Consider the following 26,689-nt stretch of genomic DNA (forward strand, 5'->3'; position numbering starts at 1 on the left):
TATGGGAGCGCTTTGGGTGATCCGCTCGGACAAAGTCGAACTGCTCGCAGGAGTGGTTTCATTATCATTGCAGAATCAATATGAAAGATCGTCGCAGTGAGGACTCCCCACGGCCGCGGCAATTTCAATTACGCGTCGCAGACGCCGGCGATGATAGGCCCAAATCGACCGGACGAGGTCTGGCCATCGACCTTCTACGGTCAAGGCCTGCACCGCCCTAAGCTCGTCCGCCACGCCATTGAGAACCGCGGGCTCCCTCAACCTCGCGACGCTGAGTCGCTCACCAGCAGACGCGACCGCGCAGGCAAGTTCACCGCTTGGAGATACTGCCGCAATTGCTGAAAACAGGCGAGCCGTCGCAGCCGCAAGGCTGGCCGGCGTTGTCAGCTCCGGAAGAGGATCGATGGCCATCTGCACGGCTGACTTGGCATCGATGCGTTTCGGATTCAGGGCACTGCGAACGAGCTGGCCATGCCAAAAGTACAGGTCTCGCAGTTCGGCGACACCGACATTTGGTATTTCGTAGCCGCCTCCGGCGTGCAGTGAGAGCAGGCGTTCGCCAACAAGCTGGGAAGCTGCATTCCGGATCGGCGTTACGCTCGTACCATAGTCATCGGCCAGCGATCGCTCGATCAGCGTGGTGCGCGGCGCGAAGCGGCCACGAAGGATATCGTCCTTCAGGAGCGCGTATACGCGAGACGATGTAGCGGGGCTGGAAAGCATCATGGCGGAAGCCCAATCCTGCCGCGACGACCGGCTGAGTACCGGATGCGATCGCAAATGGTGGTGGGTTGGACAGGCATCCAATCAGTTTCGCGATTCTTCTCATGGTACGTTCACTGCTCGCACCAAATAAATCAGAGAAAACCGCGAGGTCAAAAGAAACAGTCCTCAATTCTGGAGCAATATTCTCCGTTGAACTGCACTCTTCAACCAATTTCTATTCGGGCATTTCCTTGGCCTGCGCGACCGCCTCGTCCAGTCGGGCCAGCGCGAGCCCTATCTGCAATTGCACTTGCGCGACATCTATATGCAGTTGCTCGGCGATTGCTTCATATGGCAGCCCGTCCAGCGCGTGGGTGAGAAATATCTGGCGCATCTCCTCCGGCATATCAGCTACCGCAGCTTCGAAGCTTCGGCGACCCGGCGTGTCTGCTCGGGCGGGAAAAACAGTCGAAATTTTCACCCAGGCGCGAACCCAGCTAGTGCCGTCCGGGTTGACCTCGATTACCCGCTCATCCTGATCAATTCGGAGGAACGATGTCGTGGCCCATCGTTCGCGAGCTTCCCGGATTGCTGGATGCGCCGGTGCCGTCAGACGTTTTAGTTCCTCTGCCACGCGTGCGGCGAGTTCTCGCCTTCGAGCCCGGCGCTGGAATCCCATCTCGACGAGTTCGCCGTTCTCCAGAGAATGGAGGAGTTGCTGGAGAAGCTCGATTATTTGGCGGGTGGTCATGATGTATGCCCTTCGTGACGGCCGACCGTTCGCAAAGCGGTACGGGTCGACATGGAATATGGTGCGCGGTCAGGGAACGCTGGGCTCGAACTCCCTAGGCATTCCTCTGATCTGCCTTTCGCTTCCCTCTCCCCTCCTTCGCGTCCATATGGACGCTGAAATCCTTGGGGCCTGTCTCATCCGGTGATGCAGGCAGGGTGCGTTGGGGTCTGCATGACTGACAAATTTTCGCTCGATCGCTTTGTGGAGGTTCAAATTCTCACCTATGCGCCTGCGCTCGCCGAATTACGGCGAGGGGAGAAGCGGACGCATTGGATGTGGTGGATATTTCCTCAGCTTGCGAAGCTAGGCCGCAGCTCGACAGCGCAGCAATTTGCGATTCACTCGGTGAAGGAAGCTCAGGCCTATCTGGACCATCCGATTCTAGGGCCACGTTATCTGGAATGCGTGACGGCTCTGCAGGACCTCAACACCAGCGATGCCAATGCAGTCTTCGGAGAGGTTGACGCCAAGAAGCTTCGCTCATCGCTCACCCTGTTCGAGCTAGCCTATCCACATCCGCTATTCGCCGCAGCTCTTGATCGTTGGTTTGGCGGTGTGCGAGACACGAGAACGTTGGAGTTGCTCGGTAAAGCATGACGAGGCCAAAGCACAGAACACCTCAGCCGGGTGATCCCATGTTCACCCTCACTGAGTTGGAGGGGCCGGAGGGCGGCGACCCCCGAACGTTAAGCTTCGCCAACGCCCAAGTCCAACCTCTGGATTTTGCGACTCTGCAATGTGCGAAGATTCATAGACCAGTGACCATTCCGCTCGTTTGGCGCGGCGGCACGCTGATCGATACGACGATCGAGGGACGTACGCCCGGCGAAACCGTCGACGCATCGGCAATTCTTGAAAGCAAGTTCACTTCCAAGGCGATCGGCCTCGTAAAGGGGGGCTGGCTCCCATCGGCCTTCGCGGTGATGTATCAGAAGACCATGATCCTGGTGGACCGCAATGTCGTCAGCCAGATCACCAGCCGCTTTGAAAACGGCAAGCGGCGCGGCGAGCAGGAACCCGATTTTATCGACCTGTTCGCAGACCAGCCCATCCGCATCAATCCGCTCCTTTTCGTTCTCGAAGGCAATCGCCGTACGATTCCGACGCCGGACGAGGCGGCGGCGCAACTCGCGGAGGTCGAGATGAAGCTGCGCGCTGCTCTTCCCGAAGCGGAACTCGCCATCGGCCCCGACAGTCTAAAGGGCGCACTCGGACTCATCGAAGATTCAAGGGCATCTCTGGATTGCAAGCAGCGCTTTCTGCGCCATATCGCTCCCCGGATGACTTCGCCGGTAGCGCAGCGCGACGTCGAGACGCGGTGGAAGCAGATCATCGAGGCCGCCGACCTCCATTCGGTGCCGCGACAGTCGCTGGTCGTGCTGGCCGCTCTCAGCGCAGTCGCGGTGCCCAACTGTAAGAGCCCCGCCAAGCGGCTGCTCAAGTTCCGAAACGGGTATTCCGAAGCTGACGCCTACAATGCGCTCGCCGACCTGCGGGCCATCGAGCTTTTCATCGGATGCCACTGTCTGTTTCCGGAAGAGCCGATGCAGCTCTGTACCGGCGACAAGGATATGGCTTTGCTCTGGAGCGGTCTTCAGGCTTCGAACTTTCGGCGAAGCGGGACAGGTTTCAGCTACGACATGGCCCCAGTAGAGGGACTGTTTCCTCAAAGCCTCGGGCTTTCGTGGAAAGCTTATCTGGAAGAGGGGAAGTGATGTTCTGCCCATTGGCGATCGAATGGGGAAATGCCGCCGATTGGGCTTCGGCTATTGCGAGTTTCTGCGCCGTCGTCGCGGCGCTGTGGATCGCGTTCGGTCAGGAACGAAACGCCCGCAAACTCGGGCAGATCGCCAAGAACGAGGAGCACGCACGCACGGCGCATCTTATCGGGGAAGTCATAAGACTGACCGCCGAGATCGAGGCGTTCGCGAACGCGGGCGCGATGTTCGCGGAGATGGGTGGAGGCCGGGATGGAGGATTGGTTTCCCATAGTCAGGACATAGAAGGTGCTCGTGCGCAGTTGTCGGCGCTTCAGCATTATCCTCAATCCGACCCGCGTATCTTCGGCGAGATCGGTCGCATCATCCGAGAAAGTGCTCTTCCTTCCGATTTCTTGGCCAGCAGCATTTCCTTTCAAGGGATCGTCTGCCGCGGTCTAGCCGAAAGGCTGGCGCCCCGCCGCGCGATCCTTGCGCAGCTGCTTTCATCATAATCGTGAGGCGTTGACCGTTCCCGACGCCCACCGTCTCAATGAAAATTACGGCTTTTGACGAGTTCGGGGGCTGGCACCTGCGCCCTCCCCTTCCCCGATCGAGGATCGGGCCCGCCGCCACTCATTGCGCCATCGGCACGCCCCATGGCCAAGCGGAACGACACGTCGCGCTGAGTGAGCGTATCGAGCACGTCCGAAAGGTTCAAGAGCTTCTTCACGATCACGTGGACGACCTCGCCTTCGCGCTGGATCTGGCCATAAATGCCGAGCAGACGCGCCCCCATGACGATACGTCGATTTTCCTCGAACATGCGAGGCCAGACGATCAGATTGGCGATGCCCGTCTCGTCCTCGATGGTGATGAACATGACGCCCTTCGCCGATCCAGGCCGCTGGCGGACGAGGATGAGCCCGGCGAGCCAGACATAGCGGCCATCGCGAATCCCATCGAGCGTGCTGCAGGGAACCATCTTGCGGGCGGCAAGCTCGCTTCGCAGAAATGCCACCGGATGCTGCCGCAGGGTCAGGCCGACATGGCCATAATCCTCGACGACCTCCCTGCCCTCCTGCATCGGCGTGAGCAGCACCGGCTGCTCGACGATTTCATGGACGAAGCCATTCTCGCGTGCGTCGGCCGCGGCAAACAAGGGAAGCTGCTCGTCGCGCAGCGCCTTGATCGCCCACAGCGCATCGCGGCGCGCAAGGCGCATCCCCCCGCGGAAAGCGTCGGCCTCCGCCAGCCGGTTGAACGCGCCCATGCCGACGTCGGCGCGGCGCCATAGCTCCTCGATGCTGGCGAAGGGCTCATCGGCGCGCGCGGCGATGATCCGCGCGGCATCCTGTTCATTGAGGCCGCGCACCATCCGCATCCCCAAGCGGACCGCGAAACGATCCTCGCCTATCGGTTCGAGCGTGCAGTCCCAGCGCGATACGTTGATGCAAACCGGCCGTATCTCGACGCCGTGCGCCCGCGCGTCCTGCACGATCTGCGCCGGCGCATAGAATCCCATCGGCTGCGCATTGAGGAGGCTGGCGCAGAAAATCTCCGGATGCCAGCATTTGAGCCAGCAGGACGCATAGGCGATGAGGGCGAAGCTCGCCGCATGGCTTTCGGGAAAGCCGTAGCTTCCGAAGCCTTCGAGCTGGCTGAACGTCTTCTCCGCGAATTCTGCCGTGTAGCCGCGCTCGACCATGCCGGAGATCAGCTTCTCCTTGAACTTCGAGACCCCGCCGGTGTGCTTGAAGGTCGCCATTGCGCGGCGGAGTTGATCGGCTTCAGACGGCGTGAAGCCGGCGCATTCGATCGCAACGCGCATCGCCTGTTCCTGGAAGAGAGGGACACCCAGCGTCTTGCCGAGCACCCGTTCCAGCTCGGGCTTGGGATATTCGACCTTCTCGGTGCCGGCGCGGCGACGAAGATAGGGATGAACCATGTCGCCCTGGATCGGCCCGGGGCGGACGATCGCGACTTCGATGACGAGATCGTAGAAGGTGCGCGGCTTGATGTGCGGCAGCATCGCCATTTGCGCCCGGCTCTCGATCTGGAAGGCGCCGAGCGTGTCGGCCGCGCGGATCATCGCATAGGTGCGGGGATCTTCGGGCGGTATCGACACGAGATCCATCGCGATGCCCTTATGCTCGGCGAGCAGATCAAAACCGCCCTTCATCGCGGTGAGCATGCCGAGCGCGAGGCAGTCGACCTTCATGAATTTGAGCGCGTCGATATCGTCCTTGTCCCATTCGATCACCTGGCGATCCGGCATGGCAGCGGGCTCGATGGGGACGAGCTCGTCGAGCCGGTCATGGGTCAGGACAAAGCCACCGGGATGTTGCGAGAGATGGCGGGGCGTGCCGATCAGCTGGCGCGCGAGATCGAGCGCGAGCCGCAGCCGGCGATCGCCGAGGTTAAGATTGAGCTCGGCCGCCTGCTTCTCGTCGACGCCCTCGTCGCTCCACCCCCAGACCTGGCTCGAGAGCGCCTTGATCAGATCCTCGGACAGGCCAAGCGCTTTACCGACATCGCGAATGGCGCCTTTCGTGCGATAGCGGATGACCGTGGAGCAGAGCGCAGCATGGTCGCGGCCATAGGTGTCGAACACCCACTGCATGACGATCTCGCGCCGCGCATGCTCGAAGTCGACGTCGATGTCGGGCGGCTCCTTGCGCTCCTGGCTGACGAAACGCTCGAAGAGGAGGTCGGACCGTTCGGGGTCGATCGAGGTGATACCGAGGACATAGCAGACCGCACTGTTCGCCGCCGAGCCCCGGCCCTGGCAGAGGATGTCGCGGCTGCGCGCGAAGCGGACGATCGAGTTCACCGTCAGAAAATAGGGTGCATAATCGAGCTCGCCGATTAATCGGAGTTCGTGGCGGAGCAGCCGCGCGACCTTTTCGGGCACGCCTTCGGGATAACGATCCTCGGCCGCCTTCCATGTCATGTGTTCGAGCGCCTGCTGGGCAGTTGCCCCCTCGGTGCCGGCTTCCTCGGGATATTGATATTTGAGCTCGTCGAGCGAGAAGCGGCAACGATCGGCGATGTCGAGGGTTCGCGCGAGCGCTGCGGGATAGCGCTGGTAGAGCCGGTGCATTTCGGCTGCGGGCATCAGGAAACGGTCGGCATAGCGTTCGCGCCGAGCGCCGAGCGCGTCGATCGTGCAGCGGTGGCGGGTGCAGGTCATGACCTCCTGGAGCACGCGGCGATGCGGATGATGATAGAGGACGTCGCCGGTGACGACGGTGGGAACCCGATGGCGGGCCGCGAGGTTCGTCAGATCATGGAGGCGAAGCTGATCGCCCGGGCGGCGGCGCAAGGTCAGGGCCAGATAGCCCCTCCCCTCGAAGATCCGCGCGAAACGGCCCAGCACGGCTTCGGTGTCGGCCACCTCGTCGGGCAGGAAGATCGCGAGCAGGTCTTCCGCGAACGCCTCGACATCCGCCCACCCGATCACGCACTTGCCCTTCCCTCCCCGCGTCTTTCCCCGGCTGAGGAGGCGGCAAAGACGGGCATAACCGGCGCGGTTCATCGGATAGACGAGCAGCGACTGGCCTTCGGAGAGGTCGAGGCGGCAGCCGACGATCAGCCGGACCCTGGCGAGCTTGGCCGCTTCATGGGCGCGCACGATGCCGGCAAGCGTATTTCGGTCGGTGATCGCAAGCGCGTCGAGGCCACAGGCTTCGGCCTGGGCGAAGAGTTCGTCAGGGGACGACGCCCCGCGCAGGAACGAGAAATGCGACGCGCACTGGAGTTCGGCGTATCTCATGCGAACAGCCCGTGCAGGAACCAGCCTTGACCGCCCGTGGCGCTGTCCATGCCGTCGCCGTTCCGGAAGAGCCAATAGCGCGCGCCGGTTTCGTCCTCGACCTGGAAATAATCGCGAACGCCGAGAAATTCGGCGTCGTTCAAATGCCATTCGCCATAGATGCGTTCAGGACCGTCGGCGCGCGTCACCCGGCGCCGGACGCCGCGCCAGACAAAATGCACGGGTGGATGGTCGGGCAGCAGGGCCATGGTATCGACGGGCTCGGGGCGTGCGAAAAGCCGCGCCGGGCGCGGCCAGGCAGCCGGCCACCGGGTCTCGGTCGGATCGGACATCGGCGCGATGCGGGCGACCGAACGCTCGGGAATATCGCTCTCGCGCGCGGCGGCCCGAAAGAGCCGCCCCTCCCCTATCCGGTTCCCGAGCAGGTCGACGAGGGCCGCGACGTCGGGGACGGGAGCCTCGCCGAGATTTGAAACCATGTGGTAGGTCAGCGGTTCAGCCGCGGGGACGGTCAGCTGCATTCGCTCGACACCGAAACCCGGATCGATGGTCTCAAGCCGGTCGCAGAGCAGCCGTGTCATCTGCCTGCGATCGCGGCTCGGCTTGGCAAGTCCGGCCCGAATAGCCTCGATGCGGTTATCGACCCGGTGGAAGCTGAGGTCGAGTCGGCGTGCGCCGACGCCTTCCTCCTCCAGACGCCGGGCGAGTTCGTCGACCAGCTTACCCGTGTAGCGCGCGAGCGTTTCGGGCGCGCCGATCGGCTCGGCGAACCGCCGCTCGACGGTGATCGGCTCAGGCGGCTGGATCGGCTCGAAGGGTTCGGCGACGCGGCCGAAGGCCTGGTCGAGGCGCTGGCCGGGCGCAGACCCGAAGCGCAGGGCCAGCGACGCGCGCGGCATCGCCTCGAGGTCGGCGATTGTCTCAAGGCCGAGGCGCCCGAGAGTGAGCACCATGTCGGCGTCGAGGCGCAGCGCCGCGATGGGGAGCGCGCCGATCGCCGCCTTAAGTTCGAGCGGATCGACGACGCGCGCGGGACCGGCCCCATAGCGCGCAAGCGCGTGCGCCGCGCCATAGGTCGGCGCGCAAACCGCGCGCGCGGTCGCCCCCACCTCCGCAAGGCGGTGGACGAGATCACGAAGGACGCCCTCAGGTCCGCCAAAGGCGTGCGCGGCGCCGGTGATGTCCAGCATCAGGCCATCGGGCGGATCGGCCGCGATGATGGGCGCGTAGCGGCGCAGCGACCAGCAGGCGAGCTTCTCCAGCGCGGCGCGATCGGCGTCCGGTTCGGCATCGAGGATCTGGAGATCGGGAACGAGCGCCTGTGCCTGCGCGACCGTCATACCTGGGACAAGACCGATCGCGCGCGCCGCCGCATTCGCCGCGGTCAGGAGACGGCGCTGCCCTTCCATCGCCGCCAGCACCAGCGGCGCGTCAGGAGGCGGCGCGCTGGAGCCAAGCCTGCGACGCAGCCGATCGGTCGGCCAGGTCGGCAGGAAGAGCGAGATGACCTGCCGCATCGCAGCCTTCCACGAGAAAATCGGCGCTCTCGCCAGCCCGGCACCGGATGAGCTCGACAAACCAGCGCGGCCGCCCGACCCCGGGAACCGGGAGCGGCGCGGTCGGCACGCTGGTCACGCGCCAGCGGGTCGCGGCCGCGGTCGGCTGTCCGAAATCGGAGGCTTCGGCCGTCCGGCGCCAGCGGCGGATGGCGATGCCGATGGTGCCGGTGCTTTCGGCCGCCAGTTGCAGACGGCGCGAGGCCGTCATCGAAAGCCGGGCCGCTTCGGCAACGACACCGCCGAGGCCGCCATGACGAAGCCCCTCCTCAAAGCAGCTCAGGAGCGAGGTCTCGTCGCGGGCTTCGACATAGATGACCCGGTCGGGATCGAGACCCGCGAGCGCGAGCGCCGGCGCGAACAGGTCGGACTGCGTCATGCACCAGAGTATCTTGCCTTTGACGCGCGCGAGAATGCCGGCAGCGAACAAGGCGGCGGCAGCCGCATCCGTCGCGCCTTGCGCGCCGCCGGCGACTTCATGGAGGGCGCCGAGCGCGAGCCCGCCACCAGGCAAGCGCCTGTCGATCGCGTCGAGCCCGAACGGCAAGGTGCCAGACGAGCGCCGTTCGGCCCCCTCGATCCTGGCGATCCGGGCGCGTAGCGTCGTCAGATGAGGGCGCGGCCCTCTCTCCGTCATGAAGGGCCTCCATGGCTTTGGCGGTTGGTTGTGTTCTATTTTTGTTCTATAAAGGCCGAGAGTCAACGGGCCGGAGTCGCCGCGACTGCGGCGGCCCAGCCAAAGACAGGAAAGATCAAGGAAAATCGGGATGGAGAAGCGCAAGCCACTCAAGCTTCGCCTGTCGGGCGAGACACCTTCGGAGGCTGTTGGCACGGCGGAGAGCGCCATGCGAGACCGCGACTCGGGCGAATCGGCAGCGGTCCAGACACCGGATCTGGAGCCGATCACCGATGACGAGATTCCGTGGTGAGTTGAGGCCATGTCGCGGCTTCATGTCATCACGGCGAGCGCGAGCGATGTGGCGGCTTATTTCGAAGCCGAGCCGCCATCCGGCCTCACGACGCCCGAAGGGGACATCAAGGAAGGACTGACCGGACTCGTCATTTTCGAGAAGGACGGCCGCCGATTGCTGCGGCCCGTCACCTGGGGCTTTCCGCGCCTGACCCGCGAAATGCGCGAGCGCGGCGAGCCGCCGGGGCGCATCGGGCTTGTCGCTGACCTCACCAATCCGATGTGGGAAGAGATGGTGGTGGAGCCGCGCTATCGCTGTCTCATCGCGCTGACCCATTTCGGCAATCCCGACGGGACGCCGGGTGCGATGACTCGGACCTGGTTTTCGGTGAAAGATCAGCCGATCATGGCCTGGGCGGGTTTCTGCCGGAGCTTGCCCGACCAGGGGCCGGTCTATGCGGGCATGACGATGAGTGCGAATGCGGCGGTCATGCCGACTAACGACCGGATGCCGGTGCTCCTTGAGCGCGCCGAGTGGGATCAGTGGTTTCGTGGCTCCGTTCGCGAAGTAATTGGGTTCCAGTTCCGCCCGCCGTTCGCCGCCGAACGAATGATCGTCGAGCCGACCGATGATCGCTGGAACAGCGGCAAAGGGCCACCCGAGCCGCAACTCGCTTTGCAATGAGACGGCGATTGTATGGCACGTTGGATGCTCGCGCGGGAGGCTTCTCGCCGCTATGGGCATGACAATGCCCGATAGAGACATGCTGCCGCGCACGTTCCAGGCGAACGTTGACCGCTTTTATCAGCGCGTCATCCTGAAGACGCTTGGTGACCTTCCGACGCACGAAACGCTGGTTGTGGGCGAAGCGTCAGATATGGATGAATTCCTTGATCGGTGCGCCGCGCAAATCGATAACTACACGGCCAACGAGGCCGCCAAGGCCTTTGTCCTCACGCTCGACGGGCTGTTCGAACGCCAGCTCGCGCGGTGGGCTCGGGCGCACGGCGTGAAGTTCTCTGGCGCAACCGATCTGTCACGAGCAGCGCGGGAAATCGCTGCGATCGATGTGGGTGCGATCGGCGTGGCAAGCGATCTCCACGAAATGCACCTCGCCGCCAATGTCGCTAGGCATGGCGATGGCGGCGCCTGCACGAAATTGCTCGCGAAGGCCCCGCAACTCTGGACTCGGATATCCTTCGATTATGACGATATCGCCCCCGCGCCGGTGCCGACGAGTGAGGAGCTGCGGATCGGTCAGGACGAACTTCGGCGCTATGCACGCGCCGTTGTTCAATTCTGGGGCCACGCCGATCCCCTGCCCGGTGCCGTGCTTGTTGCGCCTTATTGAAGTGCCCGTAAGCGCAGAACGCGGGGATCTTTGGCGTTCCTCCGCCGGCGCTTTAGCGCTACGCACCTTCCTATGCAGCGTTCCCAGCTCGGAAAGGGCCGCAAGCCATGTGCAATCTCTATACGGAGCGCCTCAGCGCCGCTGAAGTCGCAGCCCACTTTGGCGTAGACGTTCCTGACATCGTTGCAACTAATGCACCGTCGACAGTTCACCCCGGCGCGCCCGGTATGGTGGTCCGCGCCGAAAGCGGTCGACGAATTCTTCAATCGATGGGTTGGGGATTTCCTCTGAAGCTAGCCTCGATGAAGCCGGGTTCGAAGCCCAAGGCGGTTAATAATATTGCGGATCTGCGCAAACCAATGTGGGTGGGCCTCGCCCGTAAACCGCAGTGGCGCTGCCTGATTCCGCTAACGGCCTGGGCGGAACCCGCGGGGATCAAGGGAAGCAAAACCCGAACCTGGCTGTCGCTGAAAGACCGTCCGGTTTTTGCATGGGGCGGCTTGTGGCGGGACAGTGCCGAATGGGGTCCGGTCTATTCGGGCGCCATGACCGATGCGAACGAAGTTGCCGCGACAGTCCATAATCGGATGCCTGTCCTCCTCCACGAGGACGAATATGACCGTTGGCTTCACGGTACCTTCGATGAGCTGACCGCGCTTCAGGATCGGGTGTTTCCGAGCAGACTAATTGAGATCGAGCCGACCGACGAACCATGGCACGGTTGGCCCTCAGACATGCTGCAGGCAACGTTGCTATAGGCTGTTCAGCTGAACTTGCACCACCGTCGCCTTGGTTCGCTCTACAGGGACGCCTTGGATGAGCGTGCAAGCGTGAGCGGTTTGGAACCCTTCAGCGATCGCGAGATCTCCCCTCCCTTCTCCATTCCGAATGAATCCATGTTTGAAAACGCCCGGCGCGATAGCGTCGGGGTGATTCCAGATTCTAATGATTCTAAGATTCGGGGCAGCGTGACCGGCGGTTTTCCTGTGGAAACCAAGCAGTATCCTGTCCTTTTGGGGGCTTTATCCTGACGTCCTGGGGGCTTTAGCCTGACCGATCGGGGGAATTATCCTGCCCCTTTGGGGTATCCTGTCCGATTGGGGTGGTGCGCTCAATGCTTTCGTCGTTGCAATTTAATGGACGGGATCGGCTCAGGAGTGCGGTTCTAACGGGGGTCGCTGCGACTCGCGGATTCTCTGGGTCCTTGCTCTCATCTTAATTGGACTCGATCCTGTCCGATTGGGGGCGGTGCCGGCTAATCCATCCTGTCCTGACTTGACGAGTGAGGTCAGGTCAGGCAACCTGATGTCCAATGAGGTGAAATGATGGGGGAATCGGACTCAGTACTCATAGCGGATGATGAGAACGAAGTCTCCTCCGCTCGCGCGATGCGTGTCGCCGCGGCGCTCGCCCGCAAGGGCGGTGAGGAGTTCGTCAAACCTGGCCGGCTCGTCGAAGTTCGTTTCGTTCGTGGTCAGTCGCTCAGCTTGACGGCCTCTCGCCTTCTCGCGCTGATGATCCTCACGGCAGGCGGCGACGCTTGGCGTGATGTCTCGCATCGAATGCGTAAATCGGACATTCGACGTGGTCACAAAGGAAATGAGCGGATCGTCGACATGCTCGAAGAACTTCATCGCACGTTGTTCGCGGAGGACGACAAGTCCTGGCGTGGAAAGCGGGCGACCAAGCGTTTTAGTCTTATTCAGGCTTCGTGGGAGGAAGTCGAGGAAGAGGGCAAGGAGACCGGTTGGATCGAGTGGCAGTTCACCCCGGATGCGCGACGCCTCATCCAGGAATCGCAGACTTACGCGGTGATGAACCGACAGGCCGTTCTCGGCTTCCGGTCGGCCTATTCTCTCAAACTCTATGAAGAGGGTGCGCTGCGGTTGCATCGGCGGCAGCCGATTTGGAAGGTCGACATGGTCGGCCTTCGGGCTGCGCTGGGGATCGATCCAGAGAAATATGCCGATTTCGCTCAGTTGCGGCGCAAGGTGCTGCAGGTCGCGAAAGCCGAAATCGACCAGCTCGCGCATTTCACTGTGGAATGGAACGAGATCCGGCGGGGCAGGGCGGTGATCGAGCTGATCTTCCGCTTCGCGCCAAAGGATGCGCCGGCCCAAATCGAAACCGTTGATGAACTTGCGCGTCACGCCTCGGGCCGCAAGGCGCGGCGGGAGGATAGCGTCGAAGACCTCGCGATTGCGGGGCCAACCGTCGCCCCAGAGCTGATCGGGAGGCTCGTTGCCGATGCGACGTCGAAGCTCTCGGCGCCAGACCGTGTCCCGCGCGAGAAGTTTGCGGCCTTTCCGTTGGGGTCGCTCCGGTATGGCGGTGAAGAGTTTTACAAGGTCGGTGTTGAGCATGGCGGCGGATGGGATGTCGATGGCATCGCTGAGGCGTACCGCAAGGAGATGGGGACCCGGTTGGGATCCCTGAAAGGTGTGAAGTTGGAGCGGTCGTGGCGTGGCTTCTGCGAGTCCTATTTCTCGCGCCGGGGTCGGCCCTGAATTGGAGAATTGCAGGTCTGCAATTCCGAGAAGATTGCGTTTGGAGGACTGGATTGCAGGCCTGCAATTTCGCGCATTGGCTGCGGGGCCCCCAATAGGTCAGGATTGGGAGGACGGAGAGGCTGTCTATCGGCGCGGATATTTGACGCCAATGGTGAGAGCGGAGCGGGCTGGGTATGCCAGTTGCGAAATCACAACCCTCAGGCATAGTTTTGCACATATTAGCCTTTCATTGACCGAAAAGTGAAAATCAGGCATGACCACGCTGGTTTTCAAAAAGGGGCAGGTATGGCTACGTCGGTGGATCAGGTTCGCATAGCCGAGACCTTGGACGTGGGCGCACTTGCCGCGCGTACGTCGTCCGTTCTTGAACGACTGCGGGACTCTGCTCGAACGGCGCGAGCGGACGAGCGGCGCGAGCCGACGTTTCCGATCGGCAAAGCTGCTGAACTGGTTGGACGCACGACCGCCGCAATCCGGGAAGCGGAATCCGATGGGCGCCTCGTTGCCCCGACGCGCGGTGAGAACAATCGGCGACTTGCCTACAGCCTCGCGCAGCTCAATGACATGCGCGGAACATTTGGAACCCGGCCTTGGCGTGCGCCTTCTGATCCGGTCTCGATTCTGGCGGTGCAGAACTTCAAGGGCGGAGTTGGTAAGAGCACGACGGCGGTCCATCTGGCGCAAAATCTCGCGATCCGGGGCTATCGAGTCTTGCTTATCGATTGTGACAGCCAAGCCTCAGCCACGACTCTGTTTGGTTACGTGCCTGATCTCGATCTGAGCGAAGACGAGACGCTCTATCCCTACCTGCGCGAGGGTGAGCGCGAGACGCTCGATTATGCGATCAAGAAGACCCATTTTGACGGTCTCGACCTGATCCCCGCGAACCTGCGCTTGTTCCAGTCTGAGTATGAGTTGGCCGCACGCATGGCGCGTGGGCAGGGCGCGCTGCTGAACCGTCTTGCTCAGGGTATTGCGTCGGTCTCCGATCTCTATGACGTGGTCATTCTGGACCCGCCGCCGGCGCTCGGCGCAATTTCCTTGTCGGTGCTCAGGGCCGCGAACGCGCTTGTGGTGCCTGTTCCCCCGACTGTGATGGATTTTTCCTCAACTGCGGCATTCCTTGCGATGCTCGATGAAACGATCCAGGAACTTCAGGCGGTCGACCTTGCTCCTCAGCTTTCGTTCTTGCGGTTTCTCGCGTCGAAGGTTGACGATACGAAGTCGATGCAGAAGGGACTCCTTGAGCTGATGCGCCAGGTTTTCGGCAATGCGATGATCCGCACGCCGCTGAAGGATTCTGCGGAAATTGACAACGCGACGGCCCGGTTGATGACGGTCTACGAACTCAACGGGCCGATGACGAGCAAGCAGGTTCGCGATCGCTGTCTGACTTATCTGGATGGGGTCTGTGGGGAGATCGAGGTCGATATACGAGCGACTTGGCCGAGTCATTTGCCGCGCCTGCGCAAGGAGGGGCTCGCATGATACGCCTGAATTGCAGCCCTGCAATTTCGAGGTCCTGCAGCGGATCGGTGGGGAAAGAAAGTGAAAATTGCAGCCCTGCAATTTTGGATGAAAGGGGAGGGCAATGACCTCCAAGAACAAGAGTTTTGTTGCCGATTTGGCCGCTGGAATGGAGCCGACGGCTACTACGCCGGTAGACCGGCCAGGCCGGCTCGGCGTCGGCGTCTTGGGCAGCCGTACGAACCGGCTGGCGGATCTCGCATCCGGTGCGGTCGTCGATATTCCCCAGGAACTCGTCGACCCCGCGCGGTGTCGAATCTGGGAACGCCATAATCGCGACTATGCTGCGCTCAACGAGGAGCGTTGCGCAGATCTAATTGAAACCATCGTCGCGCAGGGTAAGCAGGAGTTCCCTGCGATCGTCCGCCGCGTAACGGGCGACCCCGACCACGACTATGAGGTTATTTCGGGCGCACGGCGCCACTGGACCGTCTCTTGGCTACGCGCTAACAATTATCCCGACATCCGCTACCTCATAGAGATCCGGAGCCTCACCGATGAACAGGCCTTTCGGGTCTCCGATCTTGAAAACAGGGCTCGGGAGGATCTGACCGATGTCGAGCGCGCGCGGGACTATCTGAAGGCTCTCGATTTCTATTACAGCGGAAAGCAGAAGGCGATGGCGCAACGCCTCAACCAGAGTGAGGCGTGGCTCAGCCGCTATCTCGATCTCGCTCGTTTGCCAAACGAACTGATGATCGCTTTTCCTGACCCGTTTGAGCTTAAGATCTCGCATGTCGGTACCCTGAAGCCGATACTGAAACCGGAAGATTCGAGAACGCGAGTTTTCGCGGAAGCAGCCCGTCTTGCCAAGTCTCGGGCTGACGGCGCGACGAACATTCCTGCGACAGTCCCCGATATCCTGCGAGCGTTGGTTGCCGCTGCCGAGCGAAAAACCAAAGCCGCGGATAAGGCCGCCCCCAAGAAGACAGGTTCGACCGAAAGGATCTTCCTATCGGGTGCCGGGATGCCGCTTCTGCGTATCGACAAGAAGGACAAGAGAGGGGTCAGTGTCACCCTGTTCCCAAAGAGCGGAGGAAGCCGCGCCGAGGCAGAGGTCGCGATGCAGGAGCTCCTTGACCAGCATTGGCCCAAATAGGGGAGGGCGCTGACGCCACGGGCTATCCGCGCCATTGCATTGTCGAATGAACTGGACAGTACCGTTCGCTTCGCCGCTAAACGTTTTAGACCGGCGGGCGGTGCTGCGTAATGCCTGGAGTGCTGGGATGCCCGGCTTCGATCGGTTGACGCTCGCCGCGCGTATTGCGGGCCGCGCGGCAACCGTTGATCATGGCCGCGCATCGAGGCCTTGGTGCAGCTCCAAGCCGAATCCGGCAGAGGTGCTTAGGTCACGCGACAAATGGACCGTCATCCCCAATCCGCATGTGTAAGGCTCGAAAGTATGAGGGGTATTTGCGAATTGGCGTACGGCGAGCTGCCGAAGCAACTTGCCGGCGCCTGCCTTTGTACAGGGCAGGGCACGAGCTAACTGCGCCGGCGTCAACGACCCGAATGCAAACAGCAGCATCCAGGCGTCGAACAGCCTCGAATTCCTCCTTAACCCCGGAAACGCCTCGGCGAACGCCGCGGCAGCGCGCGGCATCCGCGCCACGTCGCAGAGCGTCTCATACAGCGCATCGAGAATGAACTCGCTGATGTCGTCGCGCTCGCGGTCGGGATCGCGATCGGCGCGAAACAATCGCCGGCGCACGAGCCCGGGAAAGGGCAGGGGATGCGGTGTAAGGCCGAACAGAGCGGGCTCGCCGACGGCAAGCAGGTTGACCGCCCAGCAGGGCGACGTCGCGGTGGCGGACAGGGGATCGCCGTCGACGTCGGCCGATCGCCGTAGACTGCGAACGATGGTGAGCAGACGGGCCGCTGGGTCGGCAGGCAGGTTCGCGCTCGCGGCGACGAGGCGCACGGCCTCGAGTTCTTCAAGCCCGGCGTCGACGATGACCGCGGTCGCTGCGGCCTCCGCGGCAAGGGGCCTAATGACGGTTTGTCGAACGCGCTGGATAGCCCGGGCGAGATCCGAACGCGGGTCGGGGAGGGCCGCCACGAGTAGGGTGAGAAAGGCGTCGCGTTCGGCGGCGCATTCGCCGCCGATGAGGTTCTCGCCCATCATGACCGCGCGGTCCTCGCGGTACTGCGACCATGCGCGGACAAGCGTGCGAAGCGCGAAGCACTGGCGCCTTTCCGCGGGATAGAGGGCAGGGGAGGCGAACAGCGTGCGCGCGAGCGCATCGATCTGACCTTGCCGGAAGGCGATGGCGGCTGTGTGAGGGGAGGGGGACATGGCGGCTCCGGGTGGCGCGGCAATGATAGCCGTGCGCGGAGTCGGCGTCAAAACGAGAGTTTACCGAAACGGCATTTTAGTATCCTATCTATTCCCCGTGACTTCCTCGGACTTTCCATAATCGGGACTTATGGTAAAATCGAGGTTGCCGAAATAGTCGATTTTGCCCAAAAAGGTTCGGTGAAATCCGCCGGAAACAACAATGCTCGCCGCAGCTGATCAACCGTTCCCGTCTTCGGTCGAGCTGGTCTTGCGCCGCTACGCGCCGCTGATCGACGCGCGCGGCGCCCGTTCGGTCGCCTTCGAGGCGGCGGTCACGGCGATGGCGCCGGCGACCAAGGCCGCGATCACCGCAGACCTCAAGTGTTTCCTCGCCTGGTGCAAGTCGCGCCGGCCGGTTGCCACTGCGGTTCCCGTCGAGCCGGAAACGCTCGTCCACTACCTGCGCTGGCTGGCGAAGGGTTCGGACACGCGCGCTCCTGCCAGGCCCGCGACGCTCGCGCGGCGGATCGCCAGCATTGCCCGAGTTCATCGGATGCTGGGGTTTGGCGAGAAAGAGCCGCTGGCAACGCAGGCCGGGATGGTGCGCGATACCCTGAAAGGGATCCGCCGTGACAAGCGGCAACGCCAGCGTCAGGCCGCGCCGCTGCGGCTTGGCGAAGCCATGGCTGAAGGGCAGGGGGCTCCCGAGGGGGTGACGGTAAAAGCGCTGCTCGCGTCCTGCGGCACCGACATCATCGGTCTGCGGGATGCGGCGCTGATCAGCCTGGCCTATGACGCGGGTCTCAGGGTCTCGGAATTGGTGGGCACAGAGGTTGCCGATCTGCGGCAGGTGGGGGACAGCAGCGGCCGGCTCGAGATCGGGCATTCCAAGACTGACCAGCTGGGGGAGGGGGCTCTGGCCTGGCTGTCGGGTGACACCATGGCGCGTTTGTCGGCCTGGTTACTGGCAAGTGGCCTCAGCGAAGGCCCGGTGTTTCGTCGGATCAATGTGCTGACCAGTCCGCCAGATCCTGCCGGACAGCGGGTCGTGCGGCACTACATTGGCGCCAAGTCGCTCACCCGCCAGGGTGTGGTCGCGATCCTGCGCCGCCGGGTGCTCGAGGCGATCGATCTCGGGCATGTCGAGCTTGAGCCCGGGATGGAAGGCGACACCGTTCGCGGCCTGAGCGCGCACTCGTTCCGGGTCGGGCTGACCCAGGATCTGTTCGCGGCGGGTGAGGATGGGTCTGGAATTGCCCTCGCCCTGCGCTGGTCGTCGCCAACCACCGCGCTACGCTATGCGCGCGAACTGGCCGTGGGTAACAATGCGGCGGCACGGGTGCTGGGACGTTTGCGCGACAGCGAGGCACCCACAGTCGCACGGTCGACAGCGAACCAGTGAGTGCGATCGCGTTATGGCCCGGCCTTGGCATAGAATTGCGGATGCATCGCCCGTCGCAGCGTCTCGGCTTTCGCCAGTTCGTCCAGCTGCGCTGAACTCGAAAGGCCAGGCGCCTTTCTCAGTTGTCCGGCCAGCTGGAGCACTGCCCGCTGAAAGGCTTTGTTGCTGCTGGCACGCTGCCGGACGCCGAGATTGTAGAGCTCGGCAAGATCGAGCGCGAGCAAGGCGACTGCTTCGGGAATATCGGCGAGGACAATGTCGCGGATGGTGGCGACATACTCATGTTCGCCGCGCCCGTAGAGCGTGAGCTCGACCAGGCCATTGGCCATCAGGTGGCCGAGCGGCTCGCCGGCGAAATGGACGCGACCCGTGGCGGCGACCAGGCCGTGGGTCAAATCCCACTCCAGCTTGCCGCGAATGCGGACAAGCCAGCGCGAGAGCAGCAGAAACTTGCGACGAAAGGCCTGCTCGAAGGGATGGCTGTGGGCGGGCCAAACCTCGAAGGCCGCGGGTATGCGCTCGAGTTGCTCGATGAGATGGGGGCCGTTGAAGAACGACTCTGCGCTGAAATGGCGCAATTCGAGATAGCCCTTCAAGAGCTTGCCGAAGTTGGCGGCGTAGCCTTTGTCGCGTCCGGCACTCGCATCGAGCAGATTGCCGAGGGCCGTTCCGAGTAGGAACTTGCCTTGCGGATCTTGCGCCAGATGGCGCAGCAGCGGAACGCCTACAGCATGGCGTTGCAGGCCAGTGTAGCGGCTGAACAGCCGATCGTTGTTCGCGAGCAGCAGCAGTTCATCGACGCCGAGGATGAAGCGGTCAGGATCGAGCCGGTAGCCATCACCAGCATCAATGTTGATGTGCCAACCGCAGCCATCGGTGTGTTCATTGGCGAAGAAATTGAAATCGCCGTCGATCTCGTAGATTGCCTCGTAGAGTTCGGTTCTGACCGCCTCAGCTTCGTCGAGGGGCAACGGAGGAGTCAACAGTTCCACGCCGGCGAGGCGGCATTCCGGCCAATTCAATGGGTCCAGCCCATACTCCGGAACCACATAAAAGCCGGGACGCTGCGGGGATTTGGTGGGGGCAGACCAAGCTCGCCTTGTCCGCTCGCGCAATTTTGACGCGAAAGCTCGGCAGAAGGTCGGCGAAGCCTCGTCCATGGCCTCACCGTCGCGCAGCTCTCGCTCGAAACGGGGATCGCCCAGATCACCGAGGATGACCTCCAATTCAAAACCGGCACGCCAGGATGGGATCGCGGACATGACAGGAAAGGTAATTCAAATCGGGGGCGTGTAAATGCGCGCATCGCATTGCCATCAATTATGGCACGCGAACCCTGTCACGGAAGACGTCGATGACGTCAATTTTGGCAGCCGACAGCGTGCCCACCGGGTCATGCGCCGGCAGCAGCGCATCGAGCCGATCGAGCGCACGGTCGGCCGGAGCGAAGACGCTTGCGAAGCTTTCGGTAGCGCCCTTCGCGGCGAGCGCGAGGCGCGCCGCGCGGGCGAGGGGAGGGGGGCCGCGCCGGCTGATCCACGACAGAAAATCGCGGCGTTCGGCCGTGTACCACGAACGGGTCAGTTCGGCCGCCTCAAGCCCTGGGTTGTGCTCAGGCCCTTGGTTTTCCTGGGGAAAGTCACGGACATGCACGCGCCACAACCGCCGCAATGAGGCCAGCGCCAACCCGTCCGCAACCCCTGCGCTCAGAAACGGCAGCGCCCCCTCGATCCGCGCGAGGGCCAGTTGCCACGGGGGAGGGGAGAGTGCCATCGAGTCCGATAATATAGGAATGGCTTTAAAAGTATACTCCGCTGTGAGGCCTGTTTGCGGCCTCTGTCACTGTCCGATAACGGCCCTTCACGGATGCCACCGCCGACGTGATTTCGCCCGCCGCAATCTGCCAAAATCCCGCAGAATTGCGCGGTTCATAGCCTCTAGCCTTGCGCGACAAATGATTATATCTAACGGGGGCAACCGTTCAAATGCCTCCATTCTATAATATGTGACAAATGACTCTGATCGGCTACGCCCGGGTTTCGACCGATGAACAGGACACTGCTGCCCAGCAGGATGCGCTGCGTGCGCAAGGGTGCTCGATGATCTTCGAGGATAAGGCGAGCGGCGCGAATAGGGAGCGCCCGAACCTTGCAAGAGCACTGGACCGGGTAGGGAAGGACGACACCTTGCTGGTGGTACGGATTGATCGCCTGGCGCGCTCGCTGTCGCATCTGCTCGAGATTGTCGAAACGTTGCGCGCCAAGGGCGCCTACTTCCGGTCGATCAACGATCCGATCGATACTTCCAGCGCACAAGGCATGCTGATGACCCAGATGCTGGGAGCCTTCGCGGAGTTTGAACGCGCCTTGATCCGAGAGCGTACGCGCGCGGGCATCAAGGCCGCCGTCGCTCGCGGCGCGCGTCCAGGAAATCCCAAGATGCGGAGCCGCGATCCTGGAGCGATCGCCGAAATCCGCGCCAGCCATAAGGAGCGCCACCTCAATGAGTTGCTCGATGGCCGACATCGCTGGCTTCCCACGGTGGAGCGGTTGCGACCACACCTTCCCTGGGGTTTGGTGCTAAGGCAGATTCAAGCATTGCCGCCGCCAGTGCGGTCGTTCAGTGAACGCACACTTGTTAAGGCATGCCGGACCTTGGTTCGGGAAGGCTATGCCGAGCCAGCGATCCTTAAAGTCGCACCTCGGCCGCCCGCAGATACCAGAGCAGCCCGCCTCGTGGCTGATCGGCTCAAGACTCACCCAGGTAGTTCGCTCCGCGATATTGCGTCCTGGCTGTCGCGCGACCTACGCGAGCCGACGCCGCGCGGCGGGCTGTCCTGGTCCCCTGAGGGAGTCCGAAGGGTGATTTCACAAGCGATGGCGCTGCGATTGATCGCCGCCGAATAGTTGCCCGGGTTGCCTTTCCTGGAGAAGCCGAAGTAGGATCCTGACCATGTCCTCGCCCAAGCAATTCAAGATCATTCTGCGCCTCTATAGCGGAGTGGAAATTCCGATTGGGCCCGGGAAAGCTGACTTGCTCGACGCCATCAGGGGATTCGGTTCGAGCTCGGCGGCCGGCCGGGCTTTTTGGCCTGCTCCCGATCGGTCGGCACGACAGTAGAAGGAAGAGCATGATGCACCACGAAGAGTCAGCACTCGAGCCCAAACTGGCAGCCACCATTCTGCTTCTACGCGATGAGCCTGAGTTTCAGGTGCTGATGGTCAAGCGGCACCAGCAGATAGATTTTGCCTCAGGCGCGCTCGTCTTTCCTGGCGGCAAACTGCACGACCGGGATGCAGATCCTGCCTGGGCCGAACACTGTACTGGGTGGCCCCAATTCGACGAGGTGCAGCGGAAACTTCGGATCGCCGCGATTCGCGAAGTATTCGAAGAGGCGGGAATTCTCCTTGCCCACCACCGTGACGGCAGGCTTTTCGAGCACAGCTGTGAACCAGCGGTGCGCAGCGCCGTAGATCGGGGAGATCTGGCCTTCCTCGACGTTGTGCGCGACCTTGGTGTACAATTGCGGCTTGATGCATTGAGGGTATTTGCGCGCTGGATCACGCCGCCAATCATGCCAAAGCGCTTCGACACCTTTTTCTACGTCGTCCATGCCCCCGCCAATCAAGTCGCCGCTTGCGACGGTCATGAAACCGTCGATGCCGAATGGATAGCTCCAAGGGATGTTTTGCGCCTAGCCGGAAGCGGCGAACGAACGGTCATTTTCCCGACCCGGATGAATGTGCAGTTGCTTTCCGAAGCAAGCGATGCGTCGGACTGTCTGCGTCGCGCCGAAGAGCGGCCACTCGTTACCGTGCTTCCCCGGCTTGAAGAACGGAACGGCCAGCGCGTCCTCGTCATACCCGACAATGCTGGTTATGGTCCCGTTGTTGAAATTGTCGGTTGAGGCCTGACCATCGCATGATCAACAGTCTTGGAACTTGGGTGATTCCGAAGCCTCCTCACCTCAGTCCGAAGCGGCCTCATGCCATTGAGCCAGCAAAGCGCGCACGGCGGTCACAAAAGCCAGCGGCTGATCGAGCATCAGGTGATGGCGTGCTCCCGGAACAGCGATTATCTGGATGTCTTTTCCGCCAAGATCGTGCACGAAATCCCTCGAGTCACGTGTGAACAGCAAGCTTTCCTCGCCATGGATGATCGCCTTGCGGCCTGGCGCCGCCACAAGTTTCGTGCCGATTGTAAGCCAATCGGTGCGCGCATTGTCGCGCTTGAAAACTGCGGGTGAGAACTTCCAACTCCAACCGCCTTCGACCCTTCGCAACGAATGATAGGCCATATAGTCGAACAGGAACGGTTCCCCGACTTGCTGCGGCGGCGATAGCTTGTAACGGCCGCGCGCAGTCGCAAAGTCCGGGTAGATGCGGAGCGGCTTGTCGGGATTGCCTGAACCCGGGCTGGTGTGGCCGCCCGCCCAGAATGCTTCAAGCATGGCGGGGCGCAGGGTCATCATGTCGCAAATGGCTGCACCGGCAAAGCCTCCGGGCAATTGTTCGAGCGCTTCCAGCGCGACGCTGGCACCGAAGCTGTGCGCGACGATCGCTGGTTTCGGGGCGCCGTCGAACAGACCCAGCGCCCGCGCCACCCCGATCATTTCGCGGCCTCTCGCCGCTAAGTCGCAATTTTCGCGCACCGCGCTGTCGCCCATCGCAGACAGGTCGTAGGCCACAACGTCGTAATCCTTTGCGAGGAATGGCGCGATGAATGCGAAACAGCGGGCGTGGGCGAGGAAGCCATGGGTCATCAACACCGGTGGCGCTCCGCGGCGGCCCCACCGGAAATAGTGGATCCTGGTGCCATCGACCTCGACGAAGCCTTCATCGCGGGGAACGGCAAGGGCATCGACAAACCATCGGGGCAATTCTTCAGGGTTCGGCGCCCACTCTGGATCGATATCGCCAAGGCCGTTCGTTATGTCACTCGACAAGGTAATCTCCGATAAAATTCACGACCCCAGCGTGAAGCCCCGATAGCCATTCGCGGTGACGTCCGCGCAGATCTGGGCATAGGTTGACACACTCGGGAAGTTGATGAGCTGGCGCTTCTTGCCCGGGATATTGTCACCCATGTACCAGGACCTGGCTTTGGGAAAGAGCGTCATCGCGCCGATCTGTTCGACCATTTCGGTCCATTCGCATTCCGCCGCCGGGTCGGGCTCAAACCGCGTGAACCCCTCGTTCCTCAGGTGAAGGAGGAAATCCGTTGTCCAGTCACCCTGCAGCTCGGCAGCAGTCGGACCGTTCGAAAATCCGGACGGGCTCAGCGGGCCGTAGTGAAAAAGCATGTTGGGGAAGCCGGTAACCGAATAGCCTAGATAGGCGCGCACCCCGTCCTTCCACGCCTCGCCCAGGTCAAAGCCTTCGGTGCCGCGAAGCTTCATGTCGATCAGTCCGCCGCTACCGGCATCGAAGCCTGTAGCGAACACAATAATGTCGCATTCGATCAGGGCGCTCGCGGTCTCGATTCCTGAGGTGACCACGCGCACGATCGGATCGTGCTTGAGATCGACCAGCGACACATTGCCCTGCGCGAATATCTCGTAGTAGTTCTGTTCGAGCGATGGACGTTTCGTACCGAAGGGATGCGGCGGTTCCATCGGCGCCAATGCCTCGTGAAGCGAGGGATCGGCAATCCGCGCGCGGACCCTGTCGCGCCAGAAATCGTAGGCGAAGCGGTTGGCCCGTTCATCGGTCAGCAGGTCGGAGAAATTGTTGTACCAGAACCGCAGGCCGCCGGCTCGCCATAGACGTTCGAAAGTTGCGGTACGTTCGACTGCATCGACGTCGAGCGCGCTGATTTCCATTCGATCGGCGTCGAAGCCGCCGTTCGAGGTCTGCCGTTTGGCAAAGATCGCGCGATAGGCAGCCTTTTCCTGCGCTTGCTGCTCAAGGCTCAGTGGCTGCTGCTGCATCGGCAGAGCCAGGATCGGGGTGCGCTGGAACAAGGTCAGCTGCGCGGCGTCGCGCGCGGCTTCCTGCGCCACCTGGACACCGCTTGCCCCGGTTCCGATAATTGCCACCCGCTTTCCGGCGAACGAAAGTCCGCCCTGCGGCCAGTGCGCGGTATGGTGCCGTTCGCCTGCAAAAGACTCAAGGCCGACAATGTCAGGAGTATAGGATTTGGCGGCGAAGCCAGCGCACGGTAGCAAGAACCGCGCGCTGATCTGCTCGCCTTGCGGCGTATCGACACGCCAGACATTGTTGTCGCCATCGAAGCGGGCACCGGACACCCGCGTCCCCATGGCCATGTCGGCCCAGAGCTCCAGCTTGTCGCAAACATAGCGGAAATATCGTCGCAACTCACCGCCGCCGGGGAACCGTTCGCTCCAGGTCCAGTCCTGCCACAGCTCGGGCAGCGAGAATTCGTAGATCGGAACGTGCGAATCGACCCGGGCACCGGGATAACAGTTCCAGTACCAGATCCCGCCTGGCTCCGCGGCGGCGTCGATCAGCTTTGCGCGAAACCCCGCCTCACGCAGCCGATGGAGCAGATAGATGCCGCTGAAGCCCGCGCCGATTATCAGCGCATCGCAGTCAGGTTCAGGTGTGCTCATCGCGCGTCGCTCAGCTTGGCAGCGATTTGCGCAGCACCCTTGTAGTCCGCCTTGCCATTGGGCGCGCGCAGCGCCATCGCGGTTGCGAAAACGGCCTTGGGGGTCTTGTAGCCCGCCAGCTTGCTGCGGACGTGTTTCTTCACCTCCGTTTCATTGAGCGTTTCGCCCGCTGCGAGGTGAACCACCGCAGTCACCGCCTGGCCCCACTTGTCATCGGGCACCCCCACGACAAGCGCATCCTCGATCGCCGGATGGGTCTTGAGCGCTTCCTCGACCTCTTCGGGATAGACCTTTTCGCCCGCGGTGTTGATGCAGACGCTGCCCCGGCCGAGCAGGGTCAGGCTGCCATCGGGCTCGACCGTGCACCAGTCTCCGGGAATCGAATAGCGGACACCGCCGATGGTCTTGAAAGTTCGCGCCGATTTTTCAGGATCCTTGTAATATTCGAGCGGGATCGGTCCCTTGAGCGCGATGAACCCCGGTGTGCCGCTGCCCGGAAGCACCAGCTGGTCGTTCTCGTCGAACACGTCGCACATGCTGCCGATGGTGAACTTGGCGGTTTCCGTAGTCCCCGCAGCCGTGGTCACCGAGCGGCCGAAACCCAGCCCTTCGGAAGCCCCGAAGCTGTCCATCAAGGCCACCTGCGGAATGTGCCCGATCAGCCCCTGCTTGACTTCCTTGCTCCACATCACGCCCGATGAAACGATGGTGATCAGGCTGGACATGTCGAACCGGCCGGGGTTTTCGTCGAGCACCTTGAGCATCGGCTTGGCGAAGGCATCGCCAACAATCGCGATCGATTGCACCTTGTTCCGCTCGACCGCATCCCACAGCTCGACCGCGTCGAGCGATGGGTTGTCCAGCGTGACAAGGCATCCGCCCGAAGCCAGGGTGCCGATCGCGGTGATGAACCCGGTTCCGTGCATCAGCGGGCAGGCCGGCAAGGTCATCCGCCCGGGTCCGTCGGTGCGGATCATCGCGACCGCCTCGTCAAGGCTGTCGGGCACCGGCGCGAGCAGGCGCTGCGCATCGAGCTGCGCTTCGCGCATGTCGGTGTGGCGCCAGACTACGCCTTTGGGCATGCCGGTGGTCCCGCCAGTATAGATGAACAACTCGTCGTGCGGTGACCGTTCGATCCCTAATGGCGAGCCATCCCCCGCTGCTGCCAGGTCCTCGTAGGCAAGCGCAAACGGTGCCTTGGCCGCCGCATCGCCGATTTCGACGAAGATCTTGGCCTTTGCCAACCGATCCTTCAGTTCGACGATGCAATCGCGGAATTCGGCGCTGTAGAAAATGGCCTCGCTGTCGGAATCGTCGAAGATGTAGAACACCTCCTCGGGGCGGTAGCGATAGTTGATGTTCACATGGGTGAACCGGCCTTTGAAGCAGGCCGCCATCAGTTCGCCGTATTCGGGGCGGTTGCGCATGTAGAACGCCACCTTGGCTCCCGGCGAGAGGCCATGGGCCGCGAGCGACCGGGCGATATTGTTCGACCGCGCACCCATTTCGGCCCAGGTGATGACGCGCGCGCCGTGGATCAGAGCCGGGGTGTCTGCGGGAAGCGCAGGCTCGATCGCATCAAGAATGTCACCAAGATTCCACTGCGCCATTCG

General features: G+C 62.4%; 25 protein-coding genes. 14 read left to right on the plus strand and 11 right to left on the minus strand.

The genetic code is table 11. The features are described 5' to 3' along the window. Nucleotides 1-75: 75 nt before the first annotated feature. Both SKP52_RS23965 and SKP52_RS23970 read right to left on the minus strand, forming a co-directional pair. Nucleotides 76-726 carry a GntR family transcriptional regulator gene (locus SKP52_RS23965; RefSeq protein WP_052182290.1) on the minus strand — a complete coding sequence of 217 codons (651 nt, stop codon included), beginning with the start codon at nt 724-726 and terminating at the stop codon, nt 76-78. 214 nt (nt 727-940) lie between these two features. Continuing rightward, the gene (locus SKP52_RS23970; RefSeq protein WP_052182289.1) at nt 941-1,456 is read right to left on the minus strand and encodes a sigma factor-like helix-turn-helix DNA-binding protein; all 516 of its coding nucleotides are present in this window, start codon (nt 1,454-1,456) and stop codon (nt 941-943) included. Nucleotides 1,457-1,669: 213 nt separating this feature from the next. Between SKP52_RS23970 and SKP52_RS23975 the strand changes: the two genes are divergently transcribed. The 3 genes from SKP52_RS23975 (at nt 1,670) to SKP52_RS23985 (ending at nt 3,710) form a co-directional block, all read left to right on the plus strand. Next, nucleotides 1,670-2,095, plus strand: a complete 426-nt coding sequence (locus tag SKP52_RS23975) for a DUF1810 domain-containing protein (RefSeq protein ID WP_037555887.1) — start codon at nt 1,670-1,672, stop codon at nt 2,093-2,095. Between the two features lie 161 nt (nt 2,096-2,256). After that, entirely contained in the window at nt 2,257-3,213 is a 957-nt protein-coding gene (locus SKP52_RS23980) for a hypothetical protein (RefSeq protein WP_052182288.1), read from the plus strand. Next, nucleotides 3,213-3,710 (plus strand): hypothetical protein, encoded by a 498-nt coding sequence (locus SKP52_RS23985; protein ID WP_040110195.1) that lies wholly within the window; start codon nt 3,213-3,215, stop codon nt 3,708-3,710. The genes SKP52_RS23980 and SKP52_RS23985 overlap by 1 nt, the downstream gene beginning before the upstream one ends. Nucleotides 3,711-3,745: 35 nt before the next feature. On the opposite strand, the gene SKP52_RS23990 is transcribed toward SKP52_RS23985, so the two are convergent. The 3 genes from SKP52_RS23990 to SKP52_RS24000 are packed head-to-tail and all read right to left on the minus strand — an operon-like array spanning nt 3,746 to nt 9,163. Continuing rightward, on the minus strand, nt 3,746-6,970 hold the full coding sequence (locus SKP52_RS23990; protein WP_037555868.1) for an error-prone DNA polymerase: 3,225 nt from the start codon (nt 6,968-6,970) through the stop codon (nt 3,746-3,748). Next, nucleotides 6,967-8,487, minus strand: coding sequence for a Y-family DNA polymerase (locus tag SKP52_RS23995; protein ID WP_037555867.1), 1,521 nt, complete (start codon nt 8,485-8,487; stop codon nt 6,967-6,969). Before SKP52_RS23995 ends, SKP52_RS23990 begins: the two co-directional genes overlap by 4 nt. Continuing rightward, nucleotides 8,402-9,163 carry an ImuA family protein gene (locus SKP52_RS24000; protein ID WP_037555866.1) on the minus strand — a complete coding sequence of 254 codons (762 nt, stop codon included), beginning with the start codon at nt 9,161-9,163 and terminating at the stop codon, nt 8,402-8,404. The genes SKP52_RS23995 and SKP52_RS24000 overlap by 86 nt, the downstream gene beginning before the upstream one ends. A gap of 130 nt (nt 9,164-9,293) precedes the next feature. On the opposite strand from SKP52_RS24000, the gene SKP52_RS26610 reads away from it, so the two are divergent. From SKP52_RS26610 to SKP52_RS24030, 8 genes are all read left to right on the plus strand, one after another. Next, the gene (locus tag SKP52_RS26610) at nt 9,294-9,455 is read left to right on the plus strand and encodes a hypothetical protein (protein ID WP_160292470.1); all 162 of its coding nucleotides are present in this window, start codon (nt 9,294-9,296) and stop codon (nt 9,453-9,455) included. 9 nt (nt 9,456-9,464) lie between these two features. Next, nucleotides 9,465-10,121 carry an SOS response-associated peptidase family protein gene (locus SKP52_RS24005; protein ID WP_037555864.1) on the plus strand — a complete coding sequence of 219 codons (657 nt, stop codon included), beginning with the start codon at nt 9,465-9,467 and terminating at the stop codon, nt 10,119-10,121. 79 nt (nt 10,122-10,200) lie between these two features. Next, the gene (locus SKP52_RS24010) at nt 10,201-10,788 is read left to right on the plus strand and encodes a hypothetical protein (RefSeq protein WP_081933103.1); all 588 of its coding nucleotides are present in this window, start codon (nt 10,201-10,203) and stop codon (nt 10,786-10,788) included. Nucleotides 10,789-10,895: 107 nt separating this feature from the next. After that, nucleotides 10,896-11,546 (plus strand): SOS response-associated peptidase, encoded by a 651-nt coding sequence (locus tag SKP52_RS24015; RefSeq protein ID WP_052182287.1) that lies wholly within the window; start codon nt 10,896-10,898, stop codon nt 11,544-11,546. A 72-nt stretch (nt 11,547-11,618) separates the two neighbouring features. Continuing rightward, a complete protein-coding gene (locus SKP52_RS26365) occupies nt 11,619-11,819 on the plus strand; it encodes a hypothetical protein (protein WP_228383944.1) in 201 nt (66 codons plus the stop codon). A gap of 357 nt (nt 11,820-12,176) precedes the next feature. Then, the gene (locus SKP52_RS24020) at nt 12,177-13,295 is read left to right on the plus strand and encodes a replication initiation protein (RefSeq protein ID WP_037555884.1); all 1,119 of its coding nucleotides are present in this window, start codon (nt 12,177-12,179) and stop codon (nt 13,293-13,295) included. Nucleotides 13,296-13,583: 288 nt separating this feature from the next. Then, a complete protein-coding gene (locus tag SKP52_RS24025; protein WP_037555862.1) occupies nt 13,584-14,786 on the plus strand; it encodes an AAA family ATPase in 1,203 nt (400 codons plus the stop codon). A 103-nt stretch (nt 14,787-14,889) separates the two neighbouring features. Continuing rightward, entirely contained in the window at nt 14,890-15,924 is a 1,035-nt protein-coding gene (locus SKP52_RS24030) for a ParB/RepB/Spo0J family partition protein (RefSeq protein ID WP_037555861.1), read from the plus strand. Nucleotides 15,925-16,113: 189 nt separating this feature from the next. On the opposite strand, the gene SKP52_RS24035 is transcribed toward SKP52_RS24030, so the two are convergent. Then, entirely contained in the window at nt 16,114-16,950 is an 837-nt protein-coding gene (locus tag SKP52_RS24035; RefSeq protein WP_160292471.1) for a hypothetical protein, read from the minus strand. 373 nt (nt 16,951-17,323) lie between these two features. Between SKP52_RS24035 and SKP52_RS24040 the strand changes: the two genes are divergently transcribed. After that, a complete protein-coding gene (locus SKP52_RS24040; protein WP_081997594.1) occupies nt 17,324-18,505 on the plus strand; it encodes a tyrosine-type recombinase/integrase in 1,182 nt (393 codons plus the stop codon). Between the two features lie 11 nt (nt 18,506-18,516). Here SKP52_RS24040 and SKP52_RS24045 read toward each other — a convergent pair whose 3' ends face one another. Together SKP52_RS24045 and SKP52_RS24050 are read right to left on the minus strand one after the other, a co-directional pair. Beyond that, nucleotides 18,517-19,767, minus strand: a complete 1,251-nt coding sequence (locus tag SKP52_RS24045; protein WP_148309305.1) for a hypothetical protein — start codon at nt 19,765-19,767, stop codon at nt 18,517-18,519. A 58-nt stretch (nt 19,768-19,825) separates the two neighbouring features. After that, complete coding sequence (locus tag SKP52_RS24050) at nt 19,826-20,278, minus strand: hypothetical protein (protein ID WP_228383945.1); 453 nt, start codon at nt 20,276-20,278, stop codon at nt 19,826-19,828. Between the two features lie 239 nt (nt 20,279-20,517). Between SKP52_RS24050 and SKP52_RS24055 the strand changes: the two genes are divergently transcribed. Together SKP52_RS24055 and SKP52_RS24060 are read left to right on the plus strand one after the other, a co-directional pair. Beyond that, nucleotides 20,518-21,411, plus strand: coding sequence for a recombinase family protein (locus tag SKP52_RS24055; RefSeq protein ID WP_040110197.1), 894 nt, complete (start codon nt 20,518-20,520; stop codon nt 21,409-21,411). A 224-nt stretch (nt 21,412-21,635) separates the two neighbouring features. After that, nucleotides 21,636-22,412 (plus strand): NUDIX hydrolase, encoded by a 777-nt coding sequence (locus SKP52_RS24060; RefSeq protein ID WP_040110198.1) that lies wholly within the window; start codon nt 21,636-21,638, stop codon nt 22,410-22,412. Nucleotides 22,413-22,472: 60 nt separating this feature from the next. Here SKP52_RS24060 and SKP52_RS24065 read toward each other — a convergent pair whose 3' ends face one another. The 3 genes from SKP52_RS24065 to SKP52_RS24075 are packed head-to-tail and all read right to left on the minus strand — an operon-like array spanning nt 22,473 to nt 26,686. Beyond that, nucleotides 22,473-23,450 carry an alpha/beta fold hydrolase gene (locus SKP52_RS24065; protein ID WP_231750251.1) on the minus strand — a complete coding sequence of 326 codons (978 nt, stop codon included), beginning with the start codon at nt 23,448-23,450 and terminating at the stop codon, nt 22,473-22,475. An 18-nt stretch (nt 23,451-23,468) separates the two neighbouring features. Continuing rightward, nucleotides 23,469-25,076: a flavin-containing monooxygenase gene (locus SKP52_RS24070; RefSeq protein ID WP_040110200.1), complete on the minus strand. Its 1,608-nt coding sequence runs from the start codon at nt 25,074-25,076 to the stop codon at nt 23,469-23,471. Then, nucleotides 25,073-26,686: an acyl-CoA synthetase gene (locus SKP52_RS24075; protein WP_040110201.1), complete on the minus strand. Its 1,614-nt coding sequence runs from the start codon at nt 26,684-26,686 to the stop codon at nt 25,073-25,075. Before SKP52_RS24075 ends, SKP52_RS24070 begins: the two co-directional genes overlap by 4 nt. Nucleotides 26,687-26,689 lie beyond the last annotated feature (3 nt).

It is taken from the genome of Sphingopyxis fribergensis, from assembly GCF_000803645.1.
GTDB classification, from domain to species: domain Bacteria; phylum Pseudomonadota; class Alphaproteobacteria; order Sphingomonadales; family Sphingomonadaceae; genus Sphingopyxis; species Sphingopyxis fribergensis.